The following is a 24,627-nucleotide window of genomic DNA, read 5'->3' as shown; positions in this document are numbered from 1 at the left end:
ACGGGCCGCCGCTCTCAAAACGAAGAGAATCACGGAGTTGCTTACATCCTGTGGCCGCGCTGAATTGCGGTCACAGCGGTTGGATTACTTTTCGATGATCGCAGTCACACCTTGACCGCCGGCGGCGCAAATTGAGATCAGGCCACGGCCCTGCTCCGCCACCGACAGCAGCTTGGCCAGGTTGGCGACGATGCGCCCGCCGGTGGCCGCGAACGGATGGCCGGCGGCCAGCGAGCTGCCTTTGACGTTCATCTTGCTACGGTCAATCGAACCTAGCGCCTGGTCCAGGCCGAGCCGGGTCTTGCAGTACTCAGGATCTTCCCAGGCCTTCAGCGTACAAAGCACTTGGGCGGCGAAGGCCTCGTGAATTTCGTAATAGTCGAAGTCCTGCAAACTCAGCTTGTTGCGCGCCAGTAGACGTGGCACGGCGTACACCGGCGCCATCAGCAGGCCTTCCTTACCTTTTACGAAGTCCACCGCCGCCGCTTCGCCATCCTTGAAGTAGGCCAGAATCGGTAGGCCGCGGGCCTTGGCCCACTCTTCACTGGCCAGCAGCACCACCGAGGCGCCGTCGGTCAGCGGCGTCGAGTTGGCGGCGGTCAGGGTGCCGCGCGGGCCTTTGTCGAACACCGGGTTGAGGGTCGCCAACTTCTCCAGGCTGATCTCCGGGCGCAGGTTCTGGTCGCGGGTCAAGCCGAGGAACGGCGTCAGCAGGTCGTCGTGCCAGCTCTCGGCATAAGCGGCTGCGAGCTTCTGGTGGCTGGCGACGGCCAGTTGGTCCTGTTCATCGCGGGGGATGGCCCAGGTCTGTGCCATCTGCTCGCAATGCTCACCCATCGACAAGCCGGTACGCGGCTCGCCATTGCGCGGGATATGCGGCGCCAGATGGCGCGGACGAATCTTCAGCAGGGTTTTCAGCTTGTCGCCCGTGGACTTGCCGCGATTGGCCTCCAGCAGAATCTGCCGCAGCCCTTCGTTGACCCCGATCGGCGCATCGGAGGTGGTGTCGACGCCGCCGGCGATGCCGCTGTCGATCTGCCCGAGGGCAATCTTGTTGGCCACCAGAATCGCCGCTTCCAGGCCGGTTCCGCAGGCTTGCTGGAGGTCATAAGCCGAGGTTTCCGGCGCCAGCCGCGAGCCCAGCACGCATTCACGGGTCAGGTTGAAGTCGCGTGAATGCTTGAGCACCGCGCCAGCCACCACTTCACCCAAGCGCTCGCCATGCAGGTTGTAGCGCTCGATCAGGCCTTCAAGTGCCGCCGTCAACATCTGCTGATTGCTCGCGGTGGCGTACACGGTATTAGAGCGGGCGAAGGGGATACGGTTGCCGCCGACAATGGCGACCCGACGCAGCTGGGTCATGGGTGACTCCTTGCGGGATAAGTGGGCACAAGACTAGCTTGCCCCGCCCGCCTCGCATTGGCCGCCTTGCCAGCACGGCAGGCGGCACGGTCAATTGCGCAGTCTGTCGGGCTGCGTAGAGTGGGCCCACATTTGATTCGCCAGCAGGAGCCGACTGCCATGTCCGACCGTTATCTGAACTTCGCCAACTCCGCTCTGGGCCGTCGCCTGGTCGGCGCCCTCGGTCTGCCTGCTCCGCTGCGTTTGGAGCGCTGGATGGCCGGACGGACTCGGCCGGTCGATGGGGCCCTGCTGATCAGCGGCGGAGTGCTGGCCGAAGCCGCCAGTGGCTGCCTGAATCGCCTGACCGATGCCGCCTTCGCCCAGCAGGATGGCCAGTTCGGCCTGAGCCGCTGGACCGCCGAGCACGGCCCAAAACTTAAGGCCTTGATCTTCGACGCCAGCGGTATCAGCAACGCCGAGCAGTTGCGTGAGCTGCGCGACTTCTTCCAGCCGGCCCTCAAAGGCTTGGCTCAATGCCCTCGGGTGGTGGTACTCGGACGGCCGCCGGAGTCGCTCAAAGACCCGTTCGCCGCCAGCGCGCAACGTTCGCTGGAAGGTTTCACCCGCTCGCTCGGCAAGGAGATCCGCCGTGGTGGCAGCGTGCAACTGCTGTATGTCGGCAAGGGTGCCGAAAATCAGTTGGAAGGTGCCCTGCGCTTTTTCCTCTCACCGAAAAGCGCTTACGTCTCTGGCCAAGTCATCCGCCTGAGCGCTTGTGCGGAGCAAGTGAAAGACTGGACTCGGCCGCTGGCCGGGCAGACAGCCCTGGTGACTGGCGCCAGCCGTGGTATCGGCGCCGCCATCGCGGAAACCCTGGCGCGCGATGGTGCACAAGTGCTGCTGCTGGATGTGCCGCAAGTCAAAGACGCCCTCGACGCCCTCGCCGCTCGCCTCGGCGGGCGCAGCATAGCGCTGGATATCTGCGCGACAGATGCGGCGGCGCAACTAATCGAAGCGCTGCCAGAAGGGGTGGATATTCTGGTGCACAACGCCGGTATCACCCGCGACAAGACCCTGGCGAAGATGAGCGATGCTTTCTGGGACTCGGTGATCGACGTCAACCTACGCGCGCCACAACTGCTGACCCAGGCCCTGCTGGAGGCTGGCAAGCTGCACGATAACGCTCGCGTGGTATTGCTCGCGTCGATCAGCGGCATCGCCGGCAACATGGGCCAGAGCAACTACGCGGTCAGCAAAGCCGGCCTGATCGGCCTGGCCCAGGCCTGGTCTCCCGCACTCGGCAAACGCGGCATCAGCATCAATGCGGTGGCGCCAGGCTTTATCGAGACACAGATGACCGCCGCCATTCCCTTGACCATCCGTGAAGCCGGCCGGCGCATGAACTCCATGGGCCAGGGCGGCCTGCCGCAAGATGTCGCCGAAGCCGTGGCCTGGTTCGCTCAACCGAGTTCCGGGGCGGTAAGCGGGCAGGTACTGCGGGTGTGTGGGCAGAGTTTGCTGGGGGCGTAGGGTGCTGCCGGACCGGTCGGTGGGTTACGCCGCTTCGCGGCTAACCCACCCTACGCACTGGCGTAGAGCGCAGCGACGAAACAGCAGGAAAGCCGTTTTGCACAACTTTAGCTACCCGCAGAGCGAGGTGCATGGATGCACCTCATGAAACCCAGCTAGGCCACCGTCGCAAAGCTGGGTTTCGCCAAAAAACGGCTCTACCCAGCCTACAATTTGCCGCGTTTCCTAAACTCCACCGGGGTCTCTCCGACCCAGCGTTTGAACGCCCGGTAGAACGTGCTTGGCTCGGAGAAGCCGGTGCGTTCGACTATCACTTCGATGCGTTCATCGGTCTTGAGCAGCAACTCTTTGGCCAGCCGGCAACGGTAGTCGGTGACCAGATCGTTGAAGCGCACCCCGGCCATAGCCAACCGTTCACGCAGCCGGCGCGGCGGCATGTTCAAGCTACCGGCAACCTGTTCCAGGGTGGCGCCGCTCTCAACCAACAGCTCGCCGATCAGTTCGCGCACCTTGCGCACCAGGTCCAGACGTTCCACCTCGGCCAATTGCCGGCGCGCCAGGGACTCGTGCATCCGCAGCAATTCCGGTGCGGCATGGCGAGAGGCCTGGTTCAGCACGGCGGCGTCGAACAGCAAGGCATAACGCTCGGCCCCCAACTGCGCGGGGCAGCCGTAAACATCGACGTAATGCTCTGCTGGCGCGCCCTCGCAGTGCATCAATTGCACGGCGTAGGGCCTGAAGTTGCCCTCGGTCAACGCGGCAAATAGGCGAATCACCGCACCGGCGAGCATTTCCGGAAAATGTCGCGGCACCCCGACCATCATGCCGAGCACCAGGGTGGCACGCTCGCCCTCGACTTCCAGCTTGGCGTTCAAGGTGTCGGAAAGCAGACGCACGTAGCGCAGGGCATGGCGTAAACCGTCGCCGAAGGTTTCGCTGGAGAGGAATAGATACTCCAGCAGCAGGCCATGGAACGCCGGCAGATTGCGCGCCAAATACAGGCCGATGTGCTCCTGGGCGCACTCGTCGGCGGCGGCCTTCCAGAACAGCGCCTGGGCAGAATGGGGGAAGCGCCCGGCGGGCAAGCCACCGGGTGGTAAGCCGACACGCACCAGCACCCGATCGGGGTCGGTTCCACTGGCCCGCAAGGCGTCGATCACCGGGCGCATCAGCGCCACATCGTCGGTCAGATCACGCAGCATTTTTTATAGGTTCTTATTGTCCGTGAGGCGTGGTCATCTTATGCAGCTTTGGCCTTGCGGCTCAAGCTGATTGACTCGCCTGCCAGGCGAGCACGCCGCGCGGCCAATGTAGCCGCAGTGTGGCGGACTAAGCTGCTGGCATCTGAACAAGGAGATTATCCATGGCCACCGCTTGGCTCGACCTGCCCGCCCCGCCGGCTCTGCCCGGTCTATTCGCTCGTGCCGCACTGCGCCGCGGCGTAACCGGGCAGACCCTGCCCAGCCACGGTCTGCGCTGCTCGGTCAGCGTCGACCCAGGGCATTTGACGCGTTACCGGCAGATCTGCGGCTTTAGTGATGACGGCCGGTTACCGCCGACCTACCCGCATATCCTCGCCTTCGCGCTGCAAATGCAGTTGCTCACTGACAAGACCTTCCCCTTCCCGTTGCTCGGCCTGGTACACCTGGAAAATCGCATCCGCGTGCTGCGCCAGCTCGGCGGCCTCGGCCCGTTCAGCGTCAGCGTGCAGGTGGAAAACCTCCAGCCACACGAAAAGGGCGCGGTCTTCAGCCTGATTACCCGTCTCGAAGACCAGCTCGGTCTGCTCTGGGAAGGCGACAGCCGCATCCTCTGCCGAGCCCTGCGCCTGAACGGCCAGCCAATCCAGCGCGCCGAGGACGAACCGCTGGCGCTGGGCGAAATCGCGCAGTGGCAGGCGCCGGCGAATATTGGCCGGCGCTACGCCAGGGTGGCAGGCGACTACAACCCGATCCATCTGTCCGCCTTCAGCGCCAAGCTGTTCGGCTTCCCCCGCGCCATCGCCCATGGCCTGTGGAACAAGGCCCGCGCGCTGGCCGCCCTCGGCGAACGGCTGCCGGCCGCCGGTTATGTGGTTGAGGTGCGCTTCCAGAAACCGCTACTGCTGCCCGGCGAAGCCACCCTGCTAGCCAGCGATGTGGCGCCCAGCGGGCAGTTCAAACTGCAGGGGCAAGACGGCATCCCGCATATGAGCGGTAGCTGGCGGGTGATCTAGGGCGCGCCCCGTGAAACAATGCGGCTCTGACCCGGAGAGCCGCATGAACCTCGAAGAACTCACCACCCGCCTGCACGCCATTCGCGACAGCAATGACTGGAGCGGCTTCCACAGCCCGAAGAACCTGGCCATGGCCGCCAGCGTAGAGATGGCTGAGCTGGTGGAAATATTCCAGTGGCTCACCGAAGACCAGTCACGGCAATTGCCGGCCGACCAGTTGGAGCACGCCGGCCAGGAAGTCGGCGACATCGTGCTGTATCTCTTGCTGCTTTGCGCTGAACTCGGCATCGATATGGAGCAGGCCGTGCGCGCCAAACTGGCCGATGGCGAACGGCGGTTCGGAAAATGAGCGACCGACACTTCGATGAACTGGCGACGCGTTTCGCCGAGAAGATCTACGGCGGCGCCAAGGGCGCGATTCGCTTGGCGGTGCTCCAGGCCGACCTCGCCGAAAGCCTGCCGGACCGCCCAATGCGGGTGCTGGATATCGGCGCCGGCTTGGGGCATATGTCGTTGTGGTTGACCGAGCGCGGCCATCAGGTCACCGTCAGCGAACCCGCCGAGCCCATGCTGCTGGGCGCCCGCGAGCGCTTCGCCGCGGCCGGGCAGAGCGCGACCTTCATTCAGGCGCCCTGGCAGGAGTTGCTCGGCCAACTGACCGAACCCTATGACCTGGTGATCTGCCACGCGGTGCTGGAGTGGCTGGCCGAACCTCACGCGATCCTGCCGGTACTGCACCAACTGACGGCGGCTGGCGGCTGGCTGTCGCTGGCCTTCTACAACCGCGATGCGCTGATCTACCGCAACCTGCTCAAGGGCCACTTCCGCAAGCTGCGCAAACAAGAGTTTGCCGGTGAAAAACAAAGCCTGACACCGCAGCGGCCGCTTGACCCACGTGAGCTGGCAGCGCAACTAGCCGGCCACTGGAAGGTCGAAACTCAAAGCGGTGTGCGAGTATTTCACGACTATATGCCGGTGGAATTCCAAGCCAAGGCCGAGCTGATCGACCTGCTGGAAATGGAGCTAGCGCACCGCCGCCACCCGAGCTTCATGGGCCTTGGACGCTATCTGCACTGGATCTGCCGCCCGCTCTAACGAGTCGCCCCGGAGGACGTGATGAATCGCCGTATTTGTATGTTGGCGTGCTGTTTGAGCCTTGTTGCCTGTCAGGGCAGCAACCCCTATACCGCCAGCTCCAACCCCTTACCACCGGCTCCAGCTCAGGCGGCTAATACCCTCGATCTCAGCTCTTACCCCGCCGCGCCGCGCGATTACGGGCGCTACCGTACCTGGGCTTGGCTGGATGGCCACCTACCGGCCGGCACCTCCTGGGCCAGCCCGGAACTCGTGCAGGAAACCCTGAGCACCAGCCTCGATCAACGCGGCCTGCGCCCGGCTCAACAAGGCGCCAAGGCCGACCTGCGCGTCGCCGCGAATATGCATGTGGAGCGCCGCTTGCGCCAAGTGCAGGATAACTACGGCAGCTATTACGGCTACGGCCCCTACGGCAACAACTATGGCCTGTATGGCAGCGTGCCGCTGGTGCGCACCTACGAGGAGGAAGTCATGGTGGTGCGCATTGACTTGTTCGACGCCGGCAATGGCCAGGCGGTGTGGAGTGGCAGCGCCGAAACGGATAGCCGCGGCAGCCAGTCGGAACGCGCCACTGCTCTGCGTTCCGCGGTACAGCAAGCCCTGAGCGACTACCCGCCGAACTAGGTCATACCGTTTGCGTAGGCTGGGTAGAGCGAAGCGAAACCCAGCAATCAAGACCGCAAGCTGGGTTTCGCCAAAAAAAGGCTCTACCCAGCCTACGGATAGGGGTTCACGCGCCGTTGCAATATGCGCTTGCGGCGGCTCTCCGCTTGCGCTTGGATAGAGGCTCTAGCTCCGGAGATGCAATCATGTCCCCCCGTTTTTTCTTAGTCCCCATCCTGTTGTTGCTGGCCGCTTGCCAGACCGACCAACTCAGCCGTGATTTCGACGCTACTCGCGACTTCGGCGCATATCGCAGCTGGAGCTGGCAAGAACCGGCGTTGCAGTACCGACCGGACGACCCGCGGATCAAAAGCGATCTCACCGAACAACGCATCCGTGAAGCGGTCAGCCAGCAGCTCGACCAACGCGGCCTACACCCGGCGCCGGTCGGTGCCAAGTCAGACCTCAAGGCCCAGACATGGCTGATCGTCGAAAATCGCCAGAACCAGGTCAGCACCAGCTACGGAGGTATGTGGGGCGGTTACTGGAACGGCTACTGGGGTGGTCCGGCTTACACCGAGACACGCAACTACGACTACAAAGTCGCCACCATCCAGGTCGACCTGTTCGACGGCAAGGACGGCAAGCTGGTCTGGCGCGGCAGTGCCGAGCAGATCATGCGTAGCGTCCCGCCGAGCCCCACCGAGCGCGAAGCGGCAATCCGCGAGACAGTCGGCAAGGTGCTCTCGCAATATCCACCGCACTGACCCCTGCGCTGGTACCGTCTCGCTAAGCCGTGCGGATGGATTTGTGCACTCCAATAGGCTGCCGCTCGGCATCATGGCGCGGGGATGGCGGCCTCTGCCAACGGCAGGCTGATAATAAAGCGTGCGCCTTCAGCCGAATTCTCGGCACTCAGCAGCCCACCCATCTGCTCGACGATACCGTAGCTGACCGACAGCCCGAGGCCCGTGCCCTTGCCCACCGGCTTGGTGGTAAAGAAGGGCTCGAAGATGCGCTCCAACAGCCGTGGATCGATACCGCCACCGTTGTCCTCGACCAGCAGTCGCACCACGGCCTCGGTTTTCTCTGCGCGTAAGGCAATCCAGGGGTCGAAATCGGGGTTGGTTTCGCGCCAAAACCGGTCAACCCATCGACCAGCTCCTCGGCCATCTGCTCCATTTCATAACGCGAGACAGCCAGTTGATGGCGGCCGGCATACTCGACCACCTTGTCGATGACGTACTGGGCAACCGCCGAGCGCACGCCTTCGAGAATATTCACCCCGTCATCGTCGATGGCATCGATGATGTAGCGGTGCAGCACCAGCTTGAGGCCCTGGGCGTCGTATTGCCCGGCCTGGGCATGCCCCGCACGGTAGCGCCAAAGAGTGCGTCGACGCTCATTTCGAGCCTCCCCACCGGCGTAGCCAGCCACGCGGCGGCGGCGCAGGTTTGTCGATCTCGGCCAGCTGTTCACCAAGCAATTTCAGACGCTGGCTCAAACGCTCCCGCGGCGCGACCTCGAACAGACTACGGCCTTGGTTCTTGGCATTCATCCGCACCTCAACGCTAAATGGCAGCACCTCAATAACCGGAAGAGCGAACGATTTACTCAGGGCTTGATCATCCGGTACCACCCCGCGCAAGTAACGATCGATCAGCAAACTGGCGTGCCCCAGCTTTACCCCATGCTCGCGCCATTGGCTGAGCAGCGAGAGGTTGCGCCGGCAGCTCGGCACGCTCTGGTCGGCACACCAAAGCAGTTGGTCGGAGTTGCTGACCAGCAAGCGCAAAGCCTCACTATCCGGCTGCCCCGCAAGGTTCACGACGATGTGCTGGAAGTGTTGACGTAATGCACCCAGCAGCAGGTAAAGCTCTGCTGCACTGGCATGCTCAAGCGTCTCGCCCGCGGCCGACAGCACCAGCAAACGCAGGCCCGAAGCATGGGTGCAGAAGGCGCTGTCGATCAGGGCATTATCCAAGCGGCGCAGGTTGCGCAGTGCGTCAGCGAACTGGAACGAAGCCTCCAGACTCAACAGGTCCAGGCTGTCGCCATGCGGCAGGCCCAGATCGAGCAATAGCGTCTGCTGCCCTGTCTGCTGCACGGCCAAGGCCAGATGGGTGGCCAGCAACGTCGCGTCGGCATCCTGCTGGCGGCAAAACAAGGCCGTAAGCTTGCCCAACTGGCGGTTGGGTAAGCGTTCGTTCACCCGACTATCCATTCGGTCGCCCCCCTTTACCCTTGAGACTTATTACGCTTGCTGCCATGACGGCACATGGCCATCACCCCATCTCAAGCTTTTTTGAAGCATAGATACAGATGCAAAGAACGAACAGTAATTTAGTAATACTTTAGTCAGCGGCTAACGCAAGGCGTTAAAACCGCTTGCGCACTGCCATGACGCCGAATCAGCACTGATTATCGTCAGCATTTATAGCTATCGACTCGACTTTAGTCCTATAACTTCTTACATTTACAAAGCACAGCAGCATCGACATCGCTCAGCTCGTTGCACGCAATTTAAGGAAGCTCTGACCAAGTTTTTTTACGTCGTTCCCGAGTAGGCGGGAACGTAGGAGTTACGGTGTAGCTGGATGCCCGCCAGCGCGGGCATGACGACTTATTCAGACTGCCCTTAACCACCCGCAAGGAGCGACATCATGCCCATGAAGTCTCTGCTGCAGAGATGCAAAGTATTCGCAAAAGAAGAAGAGAGTGCCTCCGGTATCGAGTACGCCAATGTGGCGGTGGTTTTGGTAACGTTCAGCGGCCCAATCAGCACACGCGTGAGTGCCATCTTCACGGCCATCAGCCTGAATCGCCCCGGCTATTGTGGAGGCCGTTTCGTTTAAGTCAGGCCGCAATGGCCTGACTGGCTTGTTGCCGGTAGAAGTTTGTCTCAGCCTCCGCCGGCGGGATATAGCCGATTGAGCCCAGCAGACGCTGGTGGTTGTACCAGTGCACCCACTTCAGGGTGGCCAGCTCGACAGCCTCGCGGCTCTTCCATGATTGCCGGTGAATCAGCTCTGCCTTGTACAGCCCGTTGATGGTTTCGGCCAGGGCATTGTCATAGCTATCGCCTTTGCTGCCGACCGAGGGCTCGATGCCGGCCTCGGCCAGGCGTTCGGTGTAGCGAATCGAGACGTACTGGCTGCCGCGGTCGCTGTGATGGATCAGGCCGCCCGTACGACTGGACTGGCGGTCATACAGGGCCTGGTCCAAGGCATCCAGTACGAAGTCGGTCTTCATGCTGGTACTGACTCGCCAGCCGACGATACGGCGTGCAAATACGTCGATCACGAAGGCCACATACAACCATCCCTGCCAGGTCGAAATGTAGGTGAAGTCCGACACCCACAGCTGGTTAGGCCGGTCGGCATGGAACTGACGCTGGACACGATCCAGCGGGCATACGGTTTGGTCGCCCGATACCGTTGTCCGCACGACCTGACCACGCCGTATGCCCTGTAATCCGACCTGACGCATCAAACGCTCCACGGTGCACCTGGCCACATCGACGCGCTCTCGCCTGAGTTGCTTCCAGACCTTCATCGCGCCATAGCACTGCATGTTGGCATTCCACACTCGCTGGATTTCCGCGATCAACACCTCGTCACGCCGAGCACGACAGGAGCGCAGTGCGGGGTTACGAAGCCGGGCTGCATGCTTCCGGTAACCGGATGGGGCGATCCGCAAGACGCGGCAGATCGACTCGACCCCAAGACGGTCACGATGCTGGTCAACAAACGCCCTCAGGACTTGGTGCGGCGGTCGAGCTCCGCCTGGGCAAAATACGCACTGGCCAGGCGCAGGATCTCGTTGGCCTTGCGCAGCTCTCGCACTTCTCGCTCCAGCGTCTTGATGCGCTCATGCTCTTCCGTGGTTTGACCGGGCCGCTGCCCGGTGTTGGTCTGATAACGACGCACCCAGCCATGTAGGGTTTGCGCTGCACAGCCAATCTTGGGGGCGATGGACTCGATGGCCGCCCACTCGGACGGATAGTCGTTCAGGTGCTCCAGAACCATGCGTACAGCACGTTCACGGACTTCGGGGGAGTAGGTCGTGGTCTTTCTCATGGCCTCATCTTCTCAAGAGTTGAGGCCTCCACGAAACCCGGGGCGATTCAGCCCCACGTTGTAGGGGCGCCACTAAGCTTTTAAGGGGCTCTCAGGTGCATGGCTCATTGAGGGCCCACGAAAATGTTTAATGCCAAGCAATGGACACACCTCGGCAGGAGCCCATCCCATGAACCTCCACGTCCCAATACGTCAGGAACTGCTCTTGATGGATGACGACGAAGCCATTCTCCTCGAGCTGACGGAACTGCTCGAAGGTGAAGGCTTCTGTTGCCATACCGCCACCTCGGTCAAACTTGCCCTGGCTCAACTCAGCCGTCACCCGGATATCGCGTTGGTCATCACCGACCTGCGCATGCCTGAGGAAAGCGGCCTGCGTTTGATTCAGCGACTCCGGGAACACACTTCACGGCAGCACCTGCCGGTAATCGTCACCTCCGGGCACGCGGAGATGGACGATGTGATTGGCGTCCTGCGTTTGCAGGTACTCGATTTCTTCCGCAAGCCGATTTACCACGAACGCTTGTTCGAGACCCTCAACTGCCTGTTTCCGTTACCGCGGGTGCAGGCCGTCAAATGCTGAATCGCTCCTGTTTAGTGAATACGCCCAAGCACCATGATCCAGCGCTTGGGCGTATTCATTTGCACGCGTTCATTTAGAGTTGATAACTGGAGCTGAGCGGACACGCGACCGGCGGTTGTGGCTGTCCAATGCCTCGTCGGACATCGGCTTGGCAACCCCAAGGCAAAGTTGTAGTCATGCGCATCACCAAAACGCGGGTCCAGCGCGGCGGAGGACAACCGTGAATCCACTATCGGCTGCTGGTTGAACCAGGTACGCGCGGCATTAATCACGACATAGAGTTGTAGCAAGCGTTCCCAGGAACGGCGATCCCTTCTGCTCAACTCCACCACACCGAAAATATCTTAAGTTCCAAGAAGACTTTTCATCCGTTGGCGAGATAACAGAGCATCCGGACCAACACAACAACCCTGAACTTGGTATTAACAACTTATATAACAGCCACTCCACCCCAAACTAAGCAATCCAAAGGATATAACCAAAAATCCAATAAAATCAGTCTCATAAAAACAGCCAAAGCTTTATAAAAATCACCTCAGCTAGTTGACCACCTAACAACAGCAGCCATTCAAGCAGTTAGAATACGCACAACAAAAAAACCTCAATCTCTGTAAACACTGAATTAAAATTTCAAACATAGATTTTCTTTTGCGTACATAGTCGCAACCCACAGTTATGCACCGCAGAAAATTCGTCAGGCATGCTTACGGCATACTAGGCGGCCTTTCCCCTCAAGGAATTTGCCATGCCTGCTCCCGCCTGGTGGCTGCTAACCCTGCCACTCATCGCTGGCGCCTTTCTGCCGCTGCAAGCCGGTATCAATGGCCAGTTAGCCAAACAGGTATCCAGTGTGCTGGCCGCAGCGCTGATTTCCTTTCTGATTGGCTCGTTGGCGCTGCTGTTGCTAGTACTGATGCAACGCGAGGTGCCAACCCTGGCGGCCCTCAAAGGGCTGACCTGGTGGCATTGGAGCGGTGGCCTGCTCGGAGCGTTCTTTATCACCACCGCCGCCTTCACCGGCCCACGGATCGGCGCCTTGCTGTTTATGACGCTGGTGCTGGCCGGGCAGCTCGGCATGGCGCTGCTACTCGATCACTTCGGCTGGGCAGGCTTTCGCGAGACGCCAGTGGGCTTAGGCAAGATCGCCGGGCTGCTACTGATCGTCGTCGGCATCTGGTTGATTCGTCGCGGCTGACCGCAACAAAAGATGGCGCTTTGACAGCGCCGACCTAAGCTCAATTCATGCCGTACTTTTGGTCACAACGCATGACCGACGCCGACCTCCCCCGCGCACCGAACGCCTTCCGCCTCTGGCGCGAGGCCCAGCACACCCAATCACGGACGCGCCTAGGCGGCATCTATTACCTGCTGGCCTGGCTGCTGGTCTGGGGCTTCAGCGCCGCGCCGGGCGCGCACTTGTTGCTGGGCCTGGGCACCACGGCCTTCTTCAGCCTGATTCTGATCCTGCGCTGGCTGCACCGGCTGCCCGCCGGGCATGCAGAAAGCGATCTGCGCCGCTGGCTGGACCTGCAAGCCTGGCTGGTCTGCGGCAACGCCCTGGGCTGGGGCTTAGTTCAGGCCTGGACCCTGCAGACCATTGACTTCGCCCCCTCGCAGTCGATCGCCGCCATCAGCACCATCGCCATCAGTGCGGCGATGGCCTTCACCTTCTCGATGGATCGCAGCCGCGGTGCCCTGGCCATCCTGCTGCTCTATCTGCCAGGGCTCGCGGTGCTCCTGCCGGATGCCGCGGCGCACCTCGGCGAGCTGGCGACCCTGGCCCTCTACCTCAGCTACCTGCTGCTGGCCCAGAGCCGCAGCCACCGCGAATACTGCAACACCCTGGACCTGGAACTGCAACTGCTGGAGCAGCGCGAGCGGATGGAAGCGCTGGGCCACACCGACGGCCTGACCCAGCTGGGCAACCGCCATCGGTTCAACAGCCTGTTCCCGGCCTTGCTGGCCAACGCCCTGCGCCACGGCAGCCCGCTGTCGCTGGTGCTGCTGGATATCGACTTCTTCAAGAAGGTCAACGACGAGTACGGTCACGCGGTGGGCGACGAATGCCTGCGCGCCTTCGCCGAGCGCATGTGCCGGGCGTTCCGCCGCGACAGCGATGCCCTGCTGCGTCTGGGCGGCGAGGAGTTCGGCGTGCTGATGCCGGACACCCCCCTGGAACAGGCCCGGCAACTGGCGGAAAGCTTCCGCGCCGAGCTCGCCGCCAGCGGCTTCAGTTGCCAGCAGCAGTGGATGCCGCTGACCGCCAGCCTCGGCGTCGGCACCTACGACCCACTGCGCGGCGGCAGCGCCGAAGCCCTCTACAAGCGGGTCGACGACGCCCTCTACCGGGCCAAGGAAGCCGGCCGCGACCGCCTGGTGCTGGCTCAGCCAGAAGGCTAGTGGCCAGTACGGCTAGTTGGTTAACTCAAGTTCGGATGCCTGGAGTTCTGAGACAAGGCGCCGCGACGAGTCATAGCTGGGCTATGGCGAGGAGCGGCAACGCAGCATCGGAGCTTCAGGCGCCGAAATTGACTAATTGAACTAGCCACACAGGCCACTGGGCCGCACCCCGGCGGCTCAGAGGCGGAAACTGCCCATCTGCTGCGCCAGGTCATTCGCCAGACGGCGCAGCGTCTGGCAATCCTCGCGGCAAACCTGCACCTCGCCAGAGGTCGCGTGAGCCAGGTCGGCAATGCCCTGCACGTTGCGGTTGATCTCCTCGGTCACCGAGGACTGCTCTTCAGTCGCCGCCGCCACTTGCGTATTCATATCGCTGATTTTTTCGATCTGCTCGGTGATCGAGCCCAGCGCCTCGCCAGTGCGCTGGCTGGACTCAACGCCCGTGCCGGTCGCCGCTTGCCCCGCGTGCATGGAACTAACTGCGGTTTGCGCCCCGGTTTTTAGCCGCTGGATCATCTGCTGAATCTCACCGGTGGAAGCCTGAGTACGGCTGGCCAGGGTGCGCACCTCATCGGCGACCACGGCAAAACCACGGCCCATCTCGCCGGCCCGTGCCGCCTCGATCGCTGCGTTCAGGGCAAGCAAGTTGGTCTGCTCGGAAATCCCCCGGATCACCGAGAGCACCTGATCAATCGATGCGACCTCGTCAGCCAGTTCGCTAACCGCCCCAGCCGCGTGGCCGATATCGCCGGACATCTTCTTGATCTGCGCGATAGAGCTGCCCACCACCTGACGCGCCTGCACCGCCTCGTCACGCGCACTCTGCGAGGTACTCGCCGCACTGCTGGCGTTGCGCGCGATTTCCTGTACGGTCAGGCCCATCTCGTGCACCGCGGTGGCCACCATATCGGTCATTTCCTGTTGCTGGCCGGCACGCCCGGCGGTGTTCTCCACCACCTGAGCCACTTGGCCGACGGCCGTGCCCAGCCGCTCGCTGGTGGCCAGCACGGCACCGATCAGCTCCCGCTGGCTGCCGATAAAACGGTTGAAACCGCGCGCCAGATCGCCCAGTTCATCCGCGCGCGACTCATCCAAACGCCGCGTCAGATCGCCACCGCCGCCGCCAATCTCTACCAACGCCGCGGTGACCTGGCGAATCGGCCGCACCAAACCACGGGCCAGCAACACCACCAAGCCGAGCGAGAACAACGCCACCACCAGGCCAATCAGGCTGCTGGTCAGCAGCGCCTGGCGTGCTTCGGCGTAAATTTCCGCCTCTGGCACCTCGCTCACCAACAGCCAACCGAGGCTCTTCAAGGGTTTAGCCAGGGCTAGGTAGGCCTCGCCATCACGCTCGAAATGCACCGCTTTGCCCTTGCTGGCGAGCAGTTCGCGGGCGGCGTCTGCGCCGAGCAAATCACGCAACTCACGACTGTCGTTGAACTCGGATTGCGCATGCACCTTGACCCGGCCATCGGCGCTGATCAGGAAGATCCGCCCGCTTTCACCGAAGCGAAAGTTGCGTACCAATTCCGACATGGCGTCCAGGTCAAAACCCAAGCCTGCGATCCCCAGGGTCTTGCCGCCCAGGCTGATGCGCTGGTTGATAAACAGGGTTGGCAGGTGAGTAGACTTGTCCGTGTCGATAACCACCGCACGGTTTTCGCCGCCATCGACAAAACTATAGAACCACGCATTTTCCGTCGGCCCGCGGGTCAAAGTGCGGTCCAGCTTTTTGTCGGTGAAGTAATGGCCGCTGTCCAGGCCGACGATAAACGTCGTCAAGGCCTGCTGCTGGCTCTGCACACTTTTCAGGTAACGCAGAAAAGCCTCCTGCTGCGCCGGATCTTCGCCGCCGGCCAGCCACTCCTGCACCATGCTGTTCTCGGCGATGCCGCGGGCGGCGGTCAACGGCTCGGTGAGGATCCGCTCAAGATCATTACCGATTACCGCCACACTGGCTGGCAAAGCCTGTTCGACCAGTGCCCGCTCGGCCAGGCGGTTGACCACCACCGTATAAATGCCGACCACGATCAGGATGCTGGCGAGCAGTGCCGCCCCCATGCTGAGGATCAGCTGCCACTGAATACTGCGTTGCCAGAGGCGCATGGAGAGTTACCTTTATCCGGAAAAAGTCGCGGCTGATTGTATACAAAACAACCATAAATACTGCTGTTTTGTGACCGCCGCTCCGAGTTATCGACCAGAGGCTATAGGGGCTTGAGAGATGTTTTACATTGTGCACAATAGCTGTACGAGCGTACCGGAAAAGCCAAAGCACCATTAGCCTCCTCGCTTAGAAGAAGCGACAAACGCAGGCCCTGAAGCGAGCCGAAAAAGTGCGACAAGGGGCTAATGCTGTTCAGTTAAGCGTCGGACAACTGTGCCGGCACTCTGTAAATCCGTAGATACTCTGTTGGACGTCAAGCTTCAGCCAGATGGATTTTGCTGAATAGCTTGCTGGAGTCGAAGGGTTCGCCCAGTTGGATGCAAGCCCAAAGCCCGGTCAGGTACTTGCGCATGACGGCGCATACGGCCTGTATTTTCTTTTTGCCACGGCGTTGTAGGGACAGGTAGAAGGCCTTGGCGTTTGGGTCATGTCGTACCGCGCTCAGTGCCGGCATGTAGAGGGCGCTTCGTAGATAGGCATTACCCGCCTTGCTCAGCCGTGAAGCCTTATTGACGCTACTGCCCGATTGGCACAGGCGGATATCTAGCCCGGCATAGCGACTGACTTGCGGCGCCTTCAGATGCTGGGGCAGGACACTGAGTTCAGCCAGTAACGCAATAGCACTGGCAACGCCAACACCTTTGGCTGCCAGCAGATGCTGAAACTGACTGTTCAACACGGCGTCCTCGGCAATCAGGCGCTGTGCAGCGTTGCTGAGTCGCTCGATGCGCTGATCCAGCCTCTCGACCGCTTCAACTTCGTCTTCAATCAGCAGCGCCAGCGTGTCACGTTTGGAGCGCAAGGCGTGCAGGCGGTTCTTGGCTTGTGTACGGGTCGCGGTCAGCCGATTGATTTGTCGGCCGATGTCACGCAGCGCCATACGGAGGGTATCCGGCGCAGTCCAAGGGGCTGGCGTCATCCGCTCGGCGTACTCGGCCAGGAGGGCCGCGTCTAGCGGGTCGGTCTTGCTTTGCGCCAACTTGAGTTGGGCAAAGTGGTGGAAGCTTTTGGGGTTGATGACAGACACGACGATCCCGGCCTTGCTCAAGGCAACGGCCAAGTCCAAGTAGTAAACGCCGGTGGCCTCCATCACGACTTGGACGGCTTCTAGCGCTTTAATCCGCTCCACCGCCTGGGCGTGCCCCTCGGGCGTTTGCTGGATGTCCAGCTTGCCCCGCGTGCGACCACCCTTTCGCCATGCCAAGACAACTGTCTTGGCACCCACATCCACACCGACAAATACGCTCATTGATTTCATCTCGCCCGGCATTTGAGCAACAATAGCTACCGGTTCCCCGACCTCGCACTTCTTGCCGCTGCAACCTTGTGATGCGAAGTCCACCTCAATGAGCTGGCTTCCAGATACTCCACGCGGTGGGCAATGAGGCGGGGGGCCAATCTACGGACGAGGTTGAGTGTGAACTCACCTCCAGGTTGGAACGGCCTCCCCAGTAACTGCTTCTCTGCGTCAAGCGCAGGGCCTGAAAGGCTAACCCGGTTGACGGAAAACAACATACAAGGTTGGCGCTGAGCCAAAGGCGATGCCCAACAACCGGCCTGCAAGGCCGGGCTGCCAAACGCGGGACCGAGCATAGGGAGTCGCGGGCGACTCCTTGTTGGGCATCACTGCGCTCAGCGCCAACCTACGGCTGCCTCCTGTCTGCGAGTTGTCCCTAATTGAACGACAACGGGCCCCTTGACGCGGACTGTATGTATTGAGGCCGCGTGTCAGCGCAGGTTCCGGGCCTGCAGCTGCCCTTGTTGCAGGGTCCAGGTCAGCAGTTGCCCGGCGAGCGCATTGCTGGCCAGGCCGAACGCCGTGACCACATCCGCGACTTGCGCGCTGCTGGACGCCTGACGCGTCTCAAAGCGCTGCATCGCGACGATCTTGCGGGTAGCGCTTTGCACCAGCCGCACATCCAGACGGATCACCACCTCGGGCTGCCCGGTGCGGTATTCGCTCTGAAACGCCCGCAGGTCGCTGAGCAGTTCCAGATCGGCCTGAAGTTGCGTGTCGTCACTGCTGAGCGAGGTGATCCGGCCATCGGCCTGGAAGGCTTCGATCAGACGGTCGCGCAGCAGCACCGGGCCGGCATCGCTCCAGCGGGCGCCCTTGTAGCTGCTGATCAGGCTGCCTTCGGGTAGCACCGCGATGCGCGAGTTATCCAGCACCTGGTTAGCCTGCGGTTTGGCGACGCGCAAAGACCAATCGACAGCAGTGCCGCTGTTGGTCTGGCGGCTAACACTACCAGGCAACAGGTACACATCGTTCGGCTCGGCATGTGGCAGCAGCGAGCAACCCGACAGCAGGCCCAACAGCGCACTCGCGCAGAGCAAACGCAAACGGCAGCACAAACGAAGCGGCTGCAGGGATGGCCTCATGGCTCAAACTCCTTGGTCTTGTCGCCGCCGAGCAGGTAACTCGCCGGGTCTTCTTCGAGCCGACGCGTAATCGAGCGCAGCCCACTGAGGGTTTCCCGCAGCTCACTGACCGCCGGGCCGATTTCACTCAAGCCCTGAACACCCGCGTTGAGCGAGTCATGGTTGTCGTTCAGCAAGTGGGCAATGTTGCGGCTGGCCCGTTCCAGTGCGGCCATCGCCTGCTGCGCGCCGTCGAACGCCCCCTTGCCCTGCTTGTCCAGCAAGCCATTGGCTGTGCGCATCAATTGCGCACTCTGCTCGAGGGTCAGACTGGCTTGTTTACTGGCGCTGGCCAACTGCTGCACCATCTCGCGAATATCGTTGCGCTGCTCGGCGAGCACCCCGGTCGCCAGATCCAGATGCTCCAGGGTTCGGCTGATACGCGCGGCATTCTCCGGGGAGAGCATCTGGTTAGCGCTATCGACGAATTTATTGATGTTGGTCAGCAGGTCTTCGCCATTGGCCAGCAGCGTGCTGATCGGCGACGGGTCGGCGACGATCACCGCCACCTCGCCATTTTCGCTCTCCAGCTTTGGGCTATCTGGCGAACCGCTGTGCAGCTGGATAAATGCGCCACCGGTGATGCCGGTCAGCGCCAGTTTGGCCCGCGTGTTCTGCTTGACCGGCGTATCGCCAGCCAGCCGCACGCGCGCCCGCACCTTACGCGGGTCCTTCGGGTCGAGCTTGAGCTGGACGACATCGCCGACCTTGATCCCGCTGTACTGCACCGCACTGCCTTTCGACAGACCAGTCACCGCCTCGTTGAAGACGATGTCGTAGAGGGTGAACTCGCTGTCCGCGCTGGACTTGGTCAGCCATAAGCCGAACAACAACGCAGCGGCCACCACCAGCACGGTGAACAGGCCGATCAATACATGATGGGCACGGGTTTCCATATCAAAGAGTCTCCGGCAGACGTTCGCCCGCCTGCTGGGCCGCACGGCCGCGCGGACCGTGGAAATAGGCGTGCACCCAGGCATCGTCAGCGGCCGCCACCGTCTCAAGGCTACCGACTACCAGCACGCGTTTTTGTGAGAGCACCGCGACCCGGTCGCAAATGGTGTAGAGCGTATCGAGGTCGTGGGTCACGAGAAAAACCGTAAGGCCGAGTGCATCGCGCAGGGTCAAAAGCAACTGATCGAAAGCCGCCGCGCTGATCGGATCGAGGCCGGCGGTCGGCTCATCGAGAAACAGAATTTCCGGGTCCAGGGCCAACGCGCGGGCCAGCGCAGCGCGCTTGACCATGCCACCGGACAACGAGTCGGGATATTTATTCGCGGCACTGGCAGGCAAACCGACCAGCGCCAACTTCACCCCGGCCAAGTGCTCGGCGTCGGCGCGGCTGAGCCCGGCATGCTCGATCAGCGGCAGGGCGATGTTCTCCGTCACGGTCAGCGAGGAAAACAACGCGCCGGCCTGGAACAGCACGCCGAAGCGGCGCTCCAGTTGCGAGCGGCGCCCGATTGACAGGCTCAACAAATCCTCACCGAACACCTGCACGCTGCCGAAAGTCGGGCGCCGCAGACCGACGATGGTGCGCAGCAGCACCGACTTGCCGGTACCCGAGCCACCGACCACGCCGAGTATCTCGCCGCGCTGGACATCCAGATCGAGGTGCTCATGCACCGCCTGCGCGCCAAAGCGGTTGCTCAGGTCGCGCACTTGGATAATCGCCTCGCGGGCAACTGCGGGACTCGTGCTCACCAGCCCATCTCCATGAAGAACAACGCAGCGACGGCGTCCAGCAGGATCACCACGAAGATCGACTGCACCACGCTGGAGGTGGTGTGGTCGCCGACCGATTTAGCGCTGCCACTGACTTTGAAGCCCTCCAGGCAACCGATTACCGCAATCAGGAAGGCAAATACCGGCGCCTTGGCCAAGCCGACGATGAAATGCCGGACATCGATATCGCGTTGCAGGATCGACATGAACATCGCCGGCGAAATATCCAGCGCCAGAACGCAAACCACGGCGCCACCGATGATCCCCGCGAACATGGCCAGAAACGTCAGGATCGGCAGCGTCACCAGCATCGCCAGCACCCGCGGCAGTACCAGCAGCTCGATTGGATTAAGGCCCAGAGTGCGGATCGCGTCGATTTCCTCGTTGGCCTTCATCGAACCGATCTGCGCGGTAAAGGCGCTGGCGGTGCGCCCGGCCATCAGGATCGCCGTGAGCAGCACGCCAAATTCACGGAGAAAGGCGAAGGCCACCAGATCGACGGTATAAATGCTGGCACCGAACTCAGCCAGCACCGTGGCGCCGAGAAACGCCACCACCGCACCGACCAGAAAGGTCAGCAGCACAACGATGGGCACGGCATCCAGCCCGGTCTGCTCAATGTTCGCGACCAGCGAGGTAACCCGCCAGCTACGCGGCCGGAACAGACTGAGCGCCAGGGTTTCCAAGGTCAGGCCGATAAAGGCCAGCAGCGCAATGATCTGCCGCCAGATGGCTTCGACCGCACTGCCAATGTGGGCCAGCAATTCGATCAAAACCGAACCGTGTTTGGGCTTTTCCGGTTTGCAATATTCCGTCAGTGCGCTGCCAACCGTATGCAGCAAAGCGCGCCGTGCAGCGGCCAGCCCCGGCGCACTGCTCGCCAGGCTCTGCAAACGCTCAGCCCCGAGCAGCTCAGCCAACAGCGCCGCGCCAGCGGTATCCAGCGCACCGAGGCCATCGAGAACCACCTGAGTACCAGCGTCGAGACCCGAGCGAATTTCGGCGACTTCGCGGGCAAGGTCGGTGTAATACGGCAGGGTCCAGTCCCCGGAGATAAACAAACTCGGCGGGGTAGCTGAGGCTTCCAGGCGGGCGCTTCCTGCTTGCGGCACTGTAGTCATAGGTAGGCAGCTTACTATTCTTTCTCGGCCAGGAAATACGACGGTGTTTCAGCAAACGCTTGGGGTGGCGGTGTTCGCTGCATTTGGAGCCTAGCGCGATGCTGCACCAGACACGTTTCAGTCAAGCACACTGAACTCGACCCGCACCGTTTGCCCGGACTTGTCGAGCACGCGGAGGTGGGTTGGCGCGTAGGTTGGTGCTGAGCCAAAGGCGATGCCCAACAACCGGCCTGCAAGGCCGGGCTTCCAAGCGCGAGATCGGGCAAAGGGAGTCGCGGAGCGACTCCTTGTTGGGCATCACTGCGTTCAGCGCCAACCTTGTGTTGCCTAGCCGATAGCGGCCTCTGCGCTCAAGGGTTGGTTGTCAGCATGGGCGGCCCATCTATGCTTAAGCCGTCGCGGTCTCTCGCCGCAGTCCTTTCTGGTTAAAGGAGCGCCGTCATGGAGCAAAAAATCCCTGTCCACGCCAACCCCGGCATGAAATTGCGTGGGGTGAATCTGGGCGGCTGGCTGGTTCTGGAGAAATGGATGACCCCCAGCCTGTTCGAAGGGTTGCAGGCCGTCGATGAAACCACTTGGTGTGCCGAGATGGGCGCACAGGCCACGGCAAAACTACAGCAGCACTGGAACAGCTTTATCAGCCGCGAGGACTTTGTCTGGCTGCACGAGCGCGGCATCAATGCCGTGCGCATTCCAGTCGGCCACTGGATATTCGGCCCGGATTACCCCTATCACCGCAGCTATGGCGAGAGCCGCTACCCCTTTGTCGAAGGCGGGCTCGAGGTACTCGACCGGGCGTTCGCCTGGGCGGAAGAACTCCAGCTGAAGATTGTCCTGGATCTGCATGCCGCCCCCGGCTGCCAGAACGGCTTCGATAACGGCGGAATCAAGGATGTCTGCGAATGGCACACCCAGGCGCAATACCGCGAGCACTCGCTGAAGGTGCTGGAGCGCCTGGCCGAGCGCTACCACGGCCAGCCCAGCCTGCATGCCATCGAGGTCCTCAACGAACCGCGCTGGGACGTGCCGACCGAGTACCTGAAGAGCTACAACCTCGACGCCTACCAGCGCATCCGCCGGTACTGCAAGGCCGACCGGGTCAGCGTGGTCTTCCATGACGGCTTCCGCTCCTTCGAGGAGTACCTGGGTTTTATGCAGCCGCCGGAATTCGCCAACGTGGTGTTTGATATCCATCGCTACCAGTGCTTTGAGCGCGGTGACATTGACAGCGATATCTACACGCACCTGCATAAAGCCAGCGGCCAGTGGAAAGCCGAAGCCGATGCGCTCATCGAGCAACTGGGGATACCGGCGTATTGCGCCGAGTGGAGCCTGGGCCTCGACCTGAAAGTGGTCTCGCTCTGGGCAGAAGGGCCGTTCAACCACGCCCTGGAGAGCATGGACAGCTTCCAGCAAGACACCGCGTATCGTGGCTATGCCGCCGCCCAGTTGCTGACCTTCGAGAAATACCTGGGCTGGTTCTTCTGGAGTTATAAAACCGAAACCACGCCGGCCTGGTGTTTTCGCGAATGCGTCCAGCGCGGCTGGTTGCCCTCAAGTTTCTCTTAGCGCGTAGACCGGCGCGCTGCTGCTGAGGAACTTCTCTTGCGGCAGGCGATTGAGCAGCAGTTTGCGCTGGTAGTAAGGCTCAAGGCCGGTATGAAAACTGATAGCCAGCAGCGTCGCGCTGGGCAGTTCGCGGTGCAGCATGTCCATCATGCTTTCCTCGCCCTTGGGGTCAAAGGCATTGGTCGCCTCTTCGATGAACACCCAGGCCGGCTGCTGCAGGAACAGCCGGGCAATGCCGAGGCGTTGCTGCACACGCAGCGGCAACACGCGATCCCAGTTATCGACCTCGCCCAGGCGCGACGCCAGCCAGGCAATCCCAGCGCATTCCAGGGCTTGCTGCATGGCACTGGCAGCGAAGGTATCCGCCGGCAGCGGATAACTCAGCACCGACTGCAAGCTGCTGAACGGCAGAAATGGCCGCTGCGGCAGAAAACTGATCGCCTGCCCCGCCGGCAGCCAGACCTTGCCATGCCCCCACGGCCACAAGCCTGCCAGCACTTTGAACAGGCTGGTGGTGACCGCCGGATCGCCGGCAATCAGCACCCGCTCGCCACGCTGGATGACCGTGTTGAGACCCTCGATCAGAATCTGCCCGTCTGGGTTGGCGATGCACAGATCGCGCAGCACCAGCTCGGCCCGGTTCGACTGCACCAGGTTGATGCGATGCTCTTGCGGCTTGGCTACCTGCTCTTCGAGTCGCAGCAGGTCGTTGTAGAGGCTCATCACCCGATCCGCGGAAGCCCGGCAGCGTGCCAGCTCGGCGAGGTTATCGATCGGCCAGGAGAGTGCCGAGGTCACCTGCTGGAAGGCTTGCGCGGACTGCATCAACACCCCCAGGGTCATGCTGCCGGCAATGTACTGGGGTGCCACGACCAGGATCGGGAATACCGGCAACAGCACACCGTAGCCCGAAGAAAACGACACAATCCCCAGGTAGCCGAGGGTCTGGCGATACCAGCGGCGGCCCAACTCGGCGAAATAAGCCGTAGAGTTCTGCCGCTCGACCCCTTCGCCACGCATCAGCGCAATCGACTCGGAACACTCCCGTGAATGCGCCAGCCCAAAGCGGAAATTCGCCTCCGCGGTTTGTAGCTTGTTGGTCGCATTGATCAACGGACGCCCGAGCAGCATGCCGAACAACGTGCCGGCGCCGGCGTAAGCAAACGCCAGGATCACCATGTAACCCGGCACCAACAGGGAGGTCCCGGGTAAGTGGGCACTGCCGGTAACTGCCAGCAGAATGTCGACAAAACTACCGAAAATCAGCAGCGAATAGACCAGTGAGTGAGTCAGGGCGATCGCGCTTTCGGTGACGACGCGGATATCTTCAGCGATACGTCCATCGGGGTTGTCATGCTCACCTTCGGTCAGCTGCAACTGGTAGTGATGCCCGTGCGCCATCCATCGGTCGAGGACCTTTGCCGTCAGCCACCTGCGCCAGTCCAGCTGTAGCCAGCGCTTGGCCTGCATATGCAGCGCCGTAACGCCAATGGTCAGCAGGAGGATCACCGCGAAGGTGCCGAGCTGCAACAGAAAGCGGCTTAACGACCTATCTTCCAGGGCATCGAAGAGCGCGCGACTCCAGTAATTCATCCAGATCACCAGGCTGACCTGGGCCAGGGTGAGCAGCAGCAGTGCCAGGATGAAACCGCGCACCTTCCACTTCCCGGCAGAGTTCCAATACGGCACGACCAGTCGCAGGAACAGCCAGCGCGGCCTCGGCGGTTGCCGCAGCTCAGCCGGCCCAGCCATTTACTCGGTCCCCCGCGCGG

21 protein-coding genes, 5 pseudogenes and 1 other annotated feature are annotated in these 24,627 nt (G+C 61.8%); of the genes and pseudogenes, 11 read left to right on the top strand and 15 right to left on the bottom strand.

The annotated features are described in order from the left end of the window. Window positions 1-84: 84 nt before the first annotated feature. On the bottom strand, window positions 85-1,362 hold the full coding sequence (locus D3879_RS08730; RefSeq protein WP_119953698.1) for an acetyl-CoA C-acetyltransferase: 1,278 nt from the start codon (window positions 1,360-1,362) through the stop codon (window positions 85-87). Window positions 1,363-1,521: 159 nt separating this feature from the next. Between D3879_RS08730 and D3879_RS08725 the strand changes: the two genes are divergently transcribed. Further along, window positions 1,522-2,874 carry a 3-oxoacyl-ACP reductase gene (locus D3879_RS08725; RefSeq protein WP_119953696.1) on the top strand — a complete coding sequence of 451 codons (1,353 nt, stop codon included), beginning with the start codon at window positions 1,522-1,524 and terminating at the stop codon, window positions 2,872-2,874. A 206-nt stretch (window positions 2,875-3,080) separates the two neighbouring features. Here D3879_RS08725 and D3879_RS08720 read toward each other — a convergent pair whose 3' ends face one another. Next, the gene (locus D3879_RS08720) at window positions 3,081-4,073 is read right to left on the bottom strand and encodes an AraC family transcriptional regulator (protein WP_119954930.1); all 993 of its coding nucleotides are present in this window, start codon (window positions 4,071-4,073) and stop codon (window positions 3,081-3,083) included. Window positions 4,074-4,237: 164 nt separating this feature from the next. Between D3879_RS08720 and D3879_RS08715 the strand changes: the two genes are divergently transcribed. The 5 genes from D3879_RS08715 (at window position 4,238) to D3879_RS08695 (ending at window position 7,554) form a co-directional block, all read left to right on the top strand. Next, window positions 4,238-5,089, top strand: a complete 852-nt coding sequence (locus D3879_RS08715; RefSeq protein ID WP_119953694.1) for a MaoC family dehydratase — start codon at window positions 4,238-4,240, stop codon at window positions 5,087-5,089. Window positions 5,090-5,132: 43 nt separating this feature from the next. Further along, on the top strand, window positions 5,133-5,438 hold the full coding sequence (locus D3879_RS08710) for a nucleotide pyrophosphohydrolase (RefSeq protein ID WP_119953693.1): 306 nt from the start codon (window positions 5,133-5,135) through the stop codon (window positions 5,436-5,438). Continuing rightward, window positions 5,435-6,184 (top strand): methyltransferase, encoded by a 750-nt coding sequence (locus D3879_RS08705; RefSeq protein WP_119953691.1) that lies wholly within the window; start codon window positions 5,435-5,437, stop codon window positions 6,182-6,184. The genes D3879_RS08710 and D3879_RS08705 overlap by 4 nt, the downstream gene beginning before the upstream one ends. Window positions 6,185-6,205: 21 nt before the next feature. Continuing rightward, window positions 6,206-6,808: a DUF4136 domain-containing protein gene (locus D3879_RS08700; protein ID WP_119953689.1), complete on the top strand. Its 603-nt coding sequence runs from the start codon at window positions 6,206-6,208 to the stop codon at window positions 6,806-6,808. A gap of 185 nt (window positions 6,809-6,993) precedes the next feature. Continuing rightward, on the top strand, window positions 6,994-7,554 hold the full coding sequence (locus D3879_RS08695; RefSeq protein WP_119953687.1) for a DUF4136 domain-containing protein: 561 nt from the start codon (window positions 6,994-6,996) through the stop codon (window positions 7,552-7,554). 71 nt (window positions 7,555-7,625) lie between these two features. Here the strand turns inward: D3879_RS08695 and D3879_RS08690 are convergent. The 3 pseudogenes from D3879_RS08690 to D3879_RS08685 all read right to left on the bottom strand — a co-directional run. Continuing rightward, window positions 7,626-7,922 (bottom strand): annotated as a pseudogene (locus D3879_RS08690) (sensor histidine kinase); the annotation flags it as partial. Further along, a pseudogene (locus tag D3879_RS26935) lies at window positions 7,922-8,193 on the bottom strand (CpaF family protein); the annotation flags it as partial. The pseudogenes D3879_RS08690 and D3879_RS26935, both read right to left, overlap by 1 nt. Beyond that, a pseudogene (locus D3879_RS08685) lies at window positions 8,190-9,014 on the bottom strand (CpaE/TadZ family protein); the annotation flags it as partial. The pseudogenes D3879_RS26935 and D3879_RS08685, both read right to left, overlap by 4 nt. Window positions 9,015-9,450: 436 nt before the next feature. Between D3879_RS08685 and D3879_RS08680 the strand changes: the two are divergent. Continuing rightward, window positions 9,451-9,642 (top strand): Flp family type IVb pilin, encoded by a 192-nt coding sequence (locus D3879_RS08680; RefSeq protein ID WP_119953681.1) that lies wholly within the window; start codon window positions 9,451-9,453, stop codon window positions 9,640-9,642. A 1-nt stretch (window position 9,643) separates the two neighbouring features. On the opposite strand, the gene D3879_RS08675 is transcribed toward D3879_RS08680, so the two are convergent. Beyond that, window positions 9,644-10,866, bottom strand: a protein-coding gene (locus tag D3879_RS08675) for an IS3 family transposase (protein ID WP_119953679.1) whose coding sequence is annotated in 2 segments (ribosomal slippage) — window positions 9,644-10,581 and window positions 10,581-10,866 — 1,224 coding nt in all. Because the reading frame shifts where the segments join, the coding sequence is not laid out codon by codon here. Beyond that, window positions 10,472-10,588 (bottom strand) — a sequence feature (AL1L pseudoknot). (Overlaps the previous gene by 117 nt.) Before the next feature lie 169 nt (window positions 10,867-11,035). Between D3879_RS08675 and D3879_RS08670 the strand changes: the two genes are divergently transcribed. Further along, complete coding sequence (locus D3879_RS08670) at window positions 11,036-11,449, top strand: response regulator (protein WP_119953677.1); 414 nt, start codon at window positions 11,036-11,038, stop codon at window positions 11,447-11,449. A gap of 73 nt (window positions 11,450-11,522) precedes the next feature. On the opposite strand, the pseudogene D3879_RS26930 reads toward D3879_RS08670, so the two are convergent. Then, window positions 11,523-11,751: pseudogene (locus D3879_RS26930) on the bottom strand (ShlB/FhaC/HecB family hemolysin secretion/activation protein); the annotation flags it as partial. Window positions 11,752-12,194: 443 nt separating this feature from the next. On the opposite strand from D3879_RS26930, the gene D3879_RS08665 reads away from it, so the two are divergent. Next, window positions 12,195-12,644 carry a DMT family transporter gene (locus D3879_RS08665; RefSeq protein WP_119953675.1) on the top strand — a complete coding sequence of 150 codons (450 nt, stop codon included), beginning with the start codon at window positions 12,195-12,197 and terminating at the stop codon, window positions 12,642-12,644. 71 nt (window positions 12,645-12,715) lie between these two features. Beyond that, complete coding sequence (locus tag D3879_RS08660; protein ID WP_119953673.1) at window positions 12,716-13,849, top strand: GGDEF domain-containing protein; 1,134 nt, start codon at window positions 12,716-12,718, stop codon at window positions 13,847-13,849. A 177-nt stretch (window positions 13,850-14,026) separates the two neighbouring features. Here D3879_RS08660 and D3879_RS27810 read toward each other — a convergent pair whose 3' ends face one another. The 7 genes and pseudogenes from D3879_RS27810 to D3879_RS08630 all read right to left on the bottom strand — a co-directional run bounded on the left by D3879_RS27810 (window position 14,027) and on the right by D3879_RS08630 (window position 21,286). Further along, on the bottom strand, window positions 14,027-14,755 hold the full coding sequence (locus tag D3879_RS27810) for a methyl-accepting chemotaxis protein (protein ID WP_420800922.1): 729 nt from the start codon (window positions 14,753-14,755) through the stop codon (window positions 14,027-14,029). 135 nt (window positions 14,756-14,890) lie between these two features. Further along, window positions 14,891-15,913: pseudogene (locus tag D3879_RS27805) on the bottom strand (cache domain-containing protein); the annotation flags it as partial. 359 nt (window positions 15,914-16,272) lie between these two features. Beyond that, a complete protein-coding gene (locus D3879_RS08650) occupies window positions 16,273-17,268 on the bottom strand; it encodes an IS110 family RNA-guided transposase (RefSeq protein ID WP_119952286.1) in 996 nt (331 codons plus the stop codon). A 479-nt stretch (window positions 17,269-17,747) separates the two neighbouring features. Continuing rightward, window positions 17,748-18,401, bottom strand: coding sequence for an ABC-type transport auxiliary lipoprotein family protein (locus D3879_RS08645; RefSeq protein WP_119953669.1), 654 nt, complete (start codon window positions 18,399-18,401; stop codon window positions 17,748-17,750). After that, a complete protein-coding gene (locus D3879_RS08640) occupies window positions 18,398-19,336 on the bottom strand; it encodes an MlaD family protein (RefSeq protein ID WP_119953667.1) in 939 nt (312 codons plus the stop codon). The genes D3879_RS08645 and D3879_RS08640 overlap by 4 nt, the downstream gene beginning before the upstream one ends. Window position 19,337: 1 nt before the next feature. Then, window positions 19,338-20,144: an ABC transporter ATP-binding protein gene (locus D3879_RS08635; protein ID WP_119953665.1), complete on the bottom strand. Its 807-nt coding sequence runs from the start codon at window positions 20,142-20,144 to the stop codon at window positions 19,338-19,340. Then, window positions 20,141-21,286 carry an MlaE family ABC transporter permease gene (locus D3879_RS08630; protein WP_119953663.1) on the bottom strand — a complete coding sequence of 382 codons (1,146 nt, stop codon included), beginning with the start codon at window positions 21,284-21,286 and terminating at the stop codon, window positions 20,141-20,143. Before D3879_RS08630 ends, D3879_RS08635 begins: the two co-directional genes overlap by 4 nt. A gap of 441 nt (window positions 21,287-21,727) precedes the next feature. Between D3879_RS08630 and D3879_RS08625 the strand changes: the two genes are divergently transcribed. Continuing rightward, window positions 21,728-22,855 carry a glycoside hydrolase family 5 protein gene (locus tag D3879_RS08625; protein WP_119953661.1) on the top strand — a complete coding sequence of 376 codons (1,128 nt, stop codon included), beginning with the start codon at window positions 21,728-21,730 and terminating at the stop codon, window positions 22,853-22,855. Here the strand turns inward: D3879_RS08625 and D3879_RS08620 are convergent. Continuing rightward, a complete protein-coding gene (locus tag D3879_RS08620) occupies window positions 22,841-24,607 on the bottom strand; it encodes an ABC transporter ATP-binding protein/permease (protein ID WP_119953659.1) in 1,767 nt (588 codons plus the stop codon). The genes D3879_RS08625 and D3879_RS08620 overlap by 15 nt on opposite strands. Window positions 24,608-24,627 lie beyond the last annotated feature (20 nt).

Source organism: Pseudomonas cavernicola (assembly GCF_003596405.1).
Classification (GTDB): domain Bacteria; phylum Pseudomonadota; class Gammaproteobacteria; order Pseudomonadales; family Pseudomonadaceae; genus Aquipseudomonas; species Aquipseudomonas cavernicola.
Note: the sequence above shows the minus strand (reverse complement) of the source record. Positions and strands in the feature narration are given on the sequence as shown.

What these genes read in the sequence shown, in the direction of transcription:
- D3879_RS08725 (WP_119953696.1), top strand. Translation starts at nt 1,522, where the DNA reads ATGTCCGACCGTTATCTGAACTTCGCCAACTCCGCTCTGGGCCGTCGC.
- D3879_RS27810 (WP_420800922.1), bottom strand. Translation starts at nt 14,755, where the DNA reads ATGGTGGCCACCGCGGTGCACGAGATGGGCCTGACCGTACAGGAAATC.
- D3879_RS08700 (WP_119953689.1), top strand. Translation starts at nt 6,206, where the DNA reads ATGAATCGCCGTATTTGTATGTTGGCGTGCTGTTTGAGCCTTGTTGCC.
- D3879_RS08620 (WP_119953659.1), bottom strand. Translation starts at nt 24,607, where the DNA reads ATGGCTGGGCCGGCTGAGCTGCGGCAACCGCCGAGGCCGCGCTGGCTG.
- D3879_RS08660 (WP_119953673.1), top strand. Translation starts at nt 12,716, where the DNA reads ATGACCGACGCCGACCTCCCCCGCGCACCGAACGCCTTCCGCCTCTGG.
- D3879_RS08650 (WP_119952286.1), bottom strand. Translation starts at nt 17,268, where the DNA reads ATGAGCGTATTTGTCGGTGTGGATGTGGGTGCCAAGACAGTTGTCTTG.
- D3879_RS08670 (WP_119953677.1), top strand. Translation starts at nt 11,036, where the DNA reads ATGAACCTCCACGTCCCAATACGTCAGGAACTGCTCTTGATGGATGAC.
- D3879_RS08625 (WP_119953661.1), top strand. Translation starts at nt 21,728, where the DNA reads ATGGAGCAAAAAATCCCTGTCCACGCCAACCCCGGCATGAAATTGCGT.
- D3879_RS08665 (WP_119953675.1), top strand. Translation starts at nt 12,195, where the DNA reads ATGCCTGCTCCCGCCTGGTGGCTGCTAACCCTGCCACTCATCGCTGGC.
- D3879_RS08645 (WP_119953669.1), bottom strand. Translation starts at nt 18,401, where the DNA reads ATGAGGCCATCCCTGCAGCCGCTTCGTTTGTGCTGCCGTTTGCGTTTG.
- D3879_RS08695 (WP_119953687.1), top strand. Translation starts at nt 6,994, where the DNA reads ATGTCCCCCCGTTTTTTCTTAGTCCCCATCCTGTTGTTGCTGGCCGCT.
- D3879_RS08630 (WP_119953663.1), bottom strand. Translation starts at nt 21,286, where the DNA reads ATGACTACAGTGCCGCAAGCAGGAAGCGCCCGCCTGGAAGCCTCAGCT.
- D3879_RS08680 (WP_119953681.1), top strand. Translation starts at nt 9,451, where the DNA reads ATGCCCATGAAGTCTCTGCTGCAGAGATGCAAAGTATTCGCAAAAGAA.
- D3879_RS08715 (WP_119953694.1), top strand. Translation starts at nt 4,238, where the DNA reads ATGGCCACCGCTTGGCTCGACCTGCCCGCCCCGCCGGCTCTGCCCGGT.
- D3879_RS08705 (WP_119953691.1), top strand. Translation starts at nt 5,435, where the DNA reads ATGAGCGACCGACACTTCGATGAACTGGCGACGCGTTTCGCCGAGAAG.
- D3879_RS08640 (WP_119953667.1), bottom strand. Translation starts at nt 19,336, where the DNA reads ATGGAAACCCGTGCCCATCATGTATTGATCGGCCTGTTCACCGTGCTG.
- D3879_RS08710 (WP_119953693.1), top strand. Translation starts at nt 5,133, where the DNA reads ATGAACCTCGAAGAACTCACCACCCGCCTGCACGCCATTCGCGACAGC.
- D3879_RS08730 (WP_119953698.1), bottom strand. Translation starts at nt 1,362, where the DNA reads ATGACCCAGCTGCGTCGGGTCGCCATTGTCGGCGGCAACCGTATCCCC.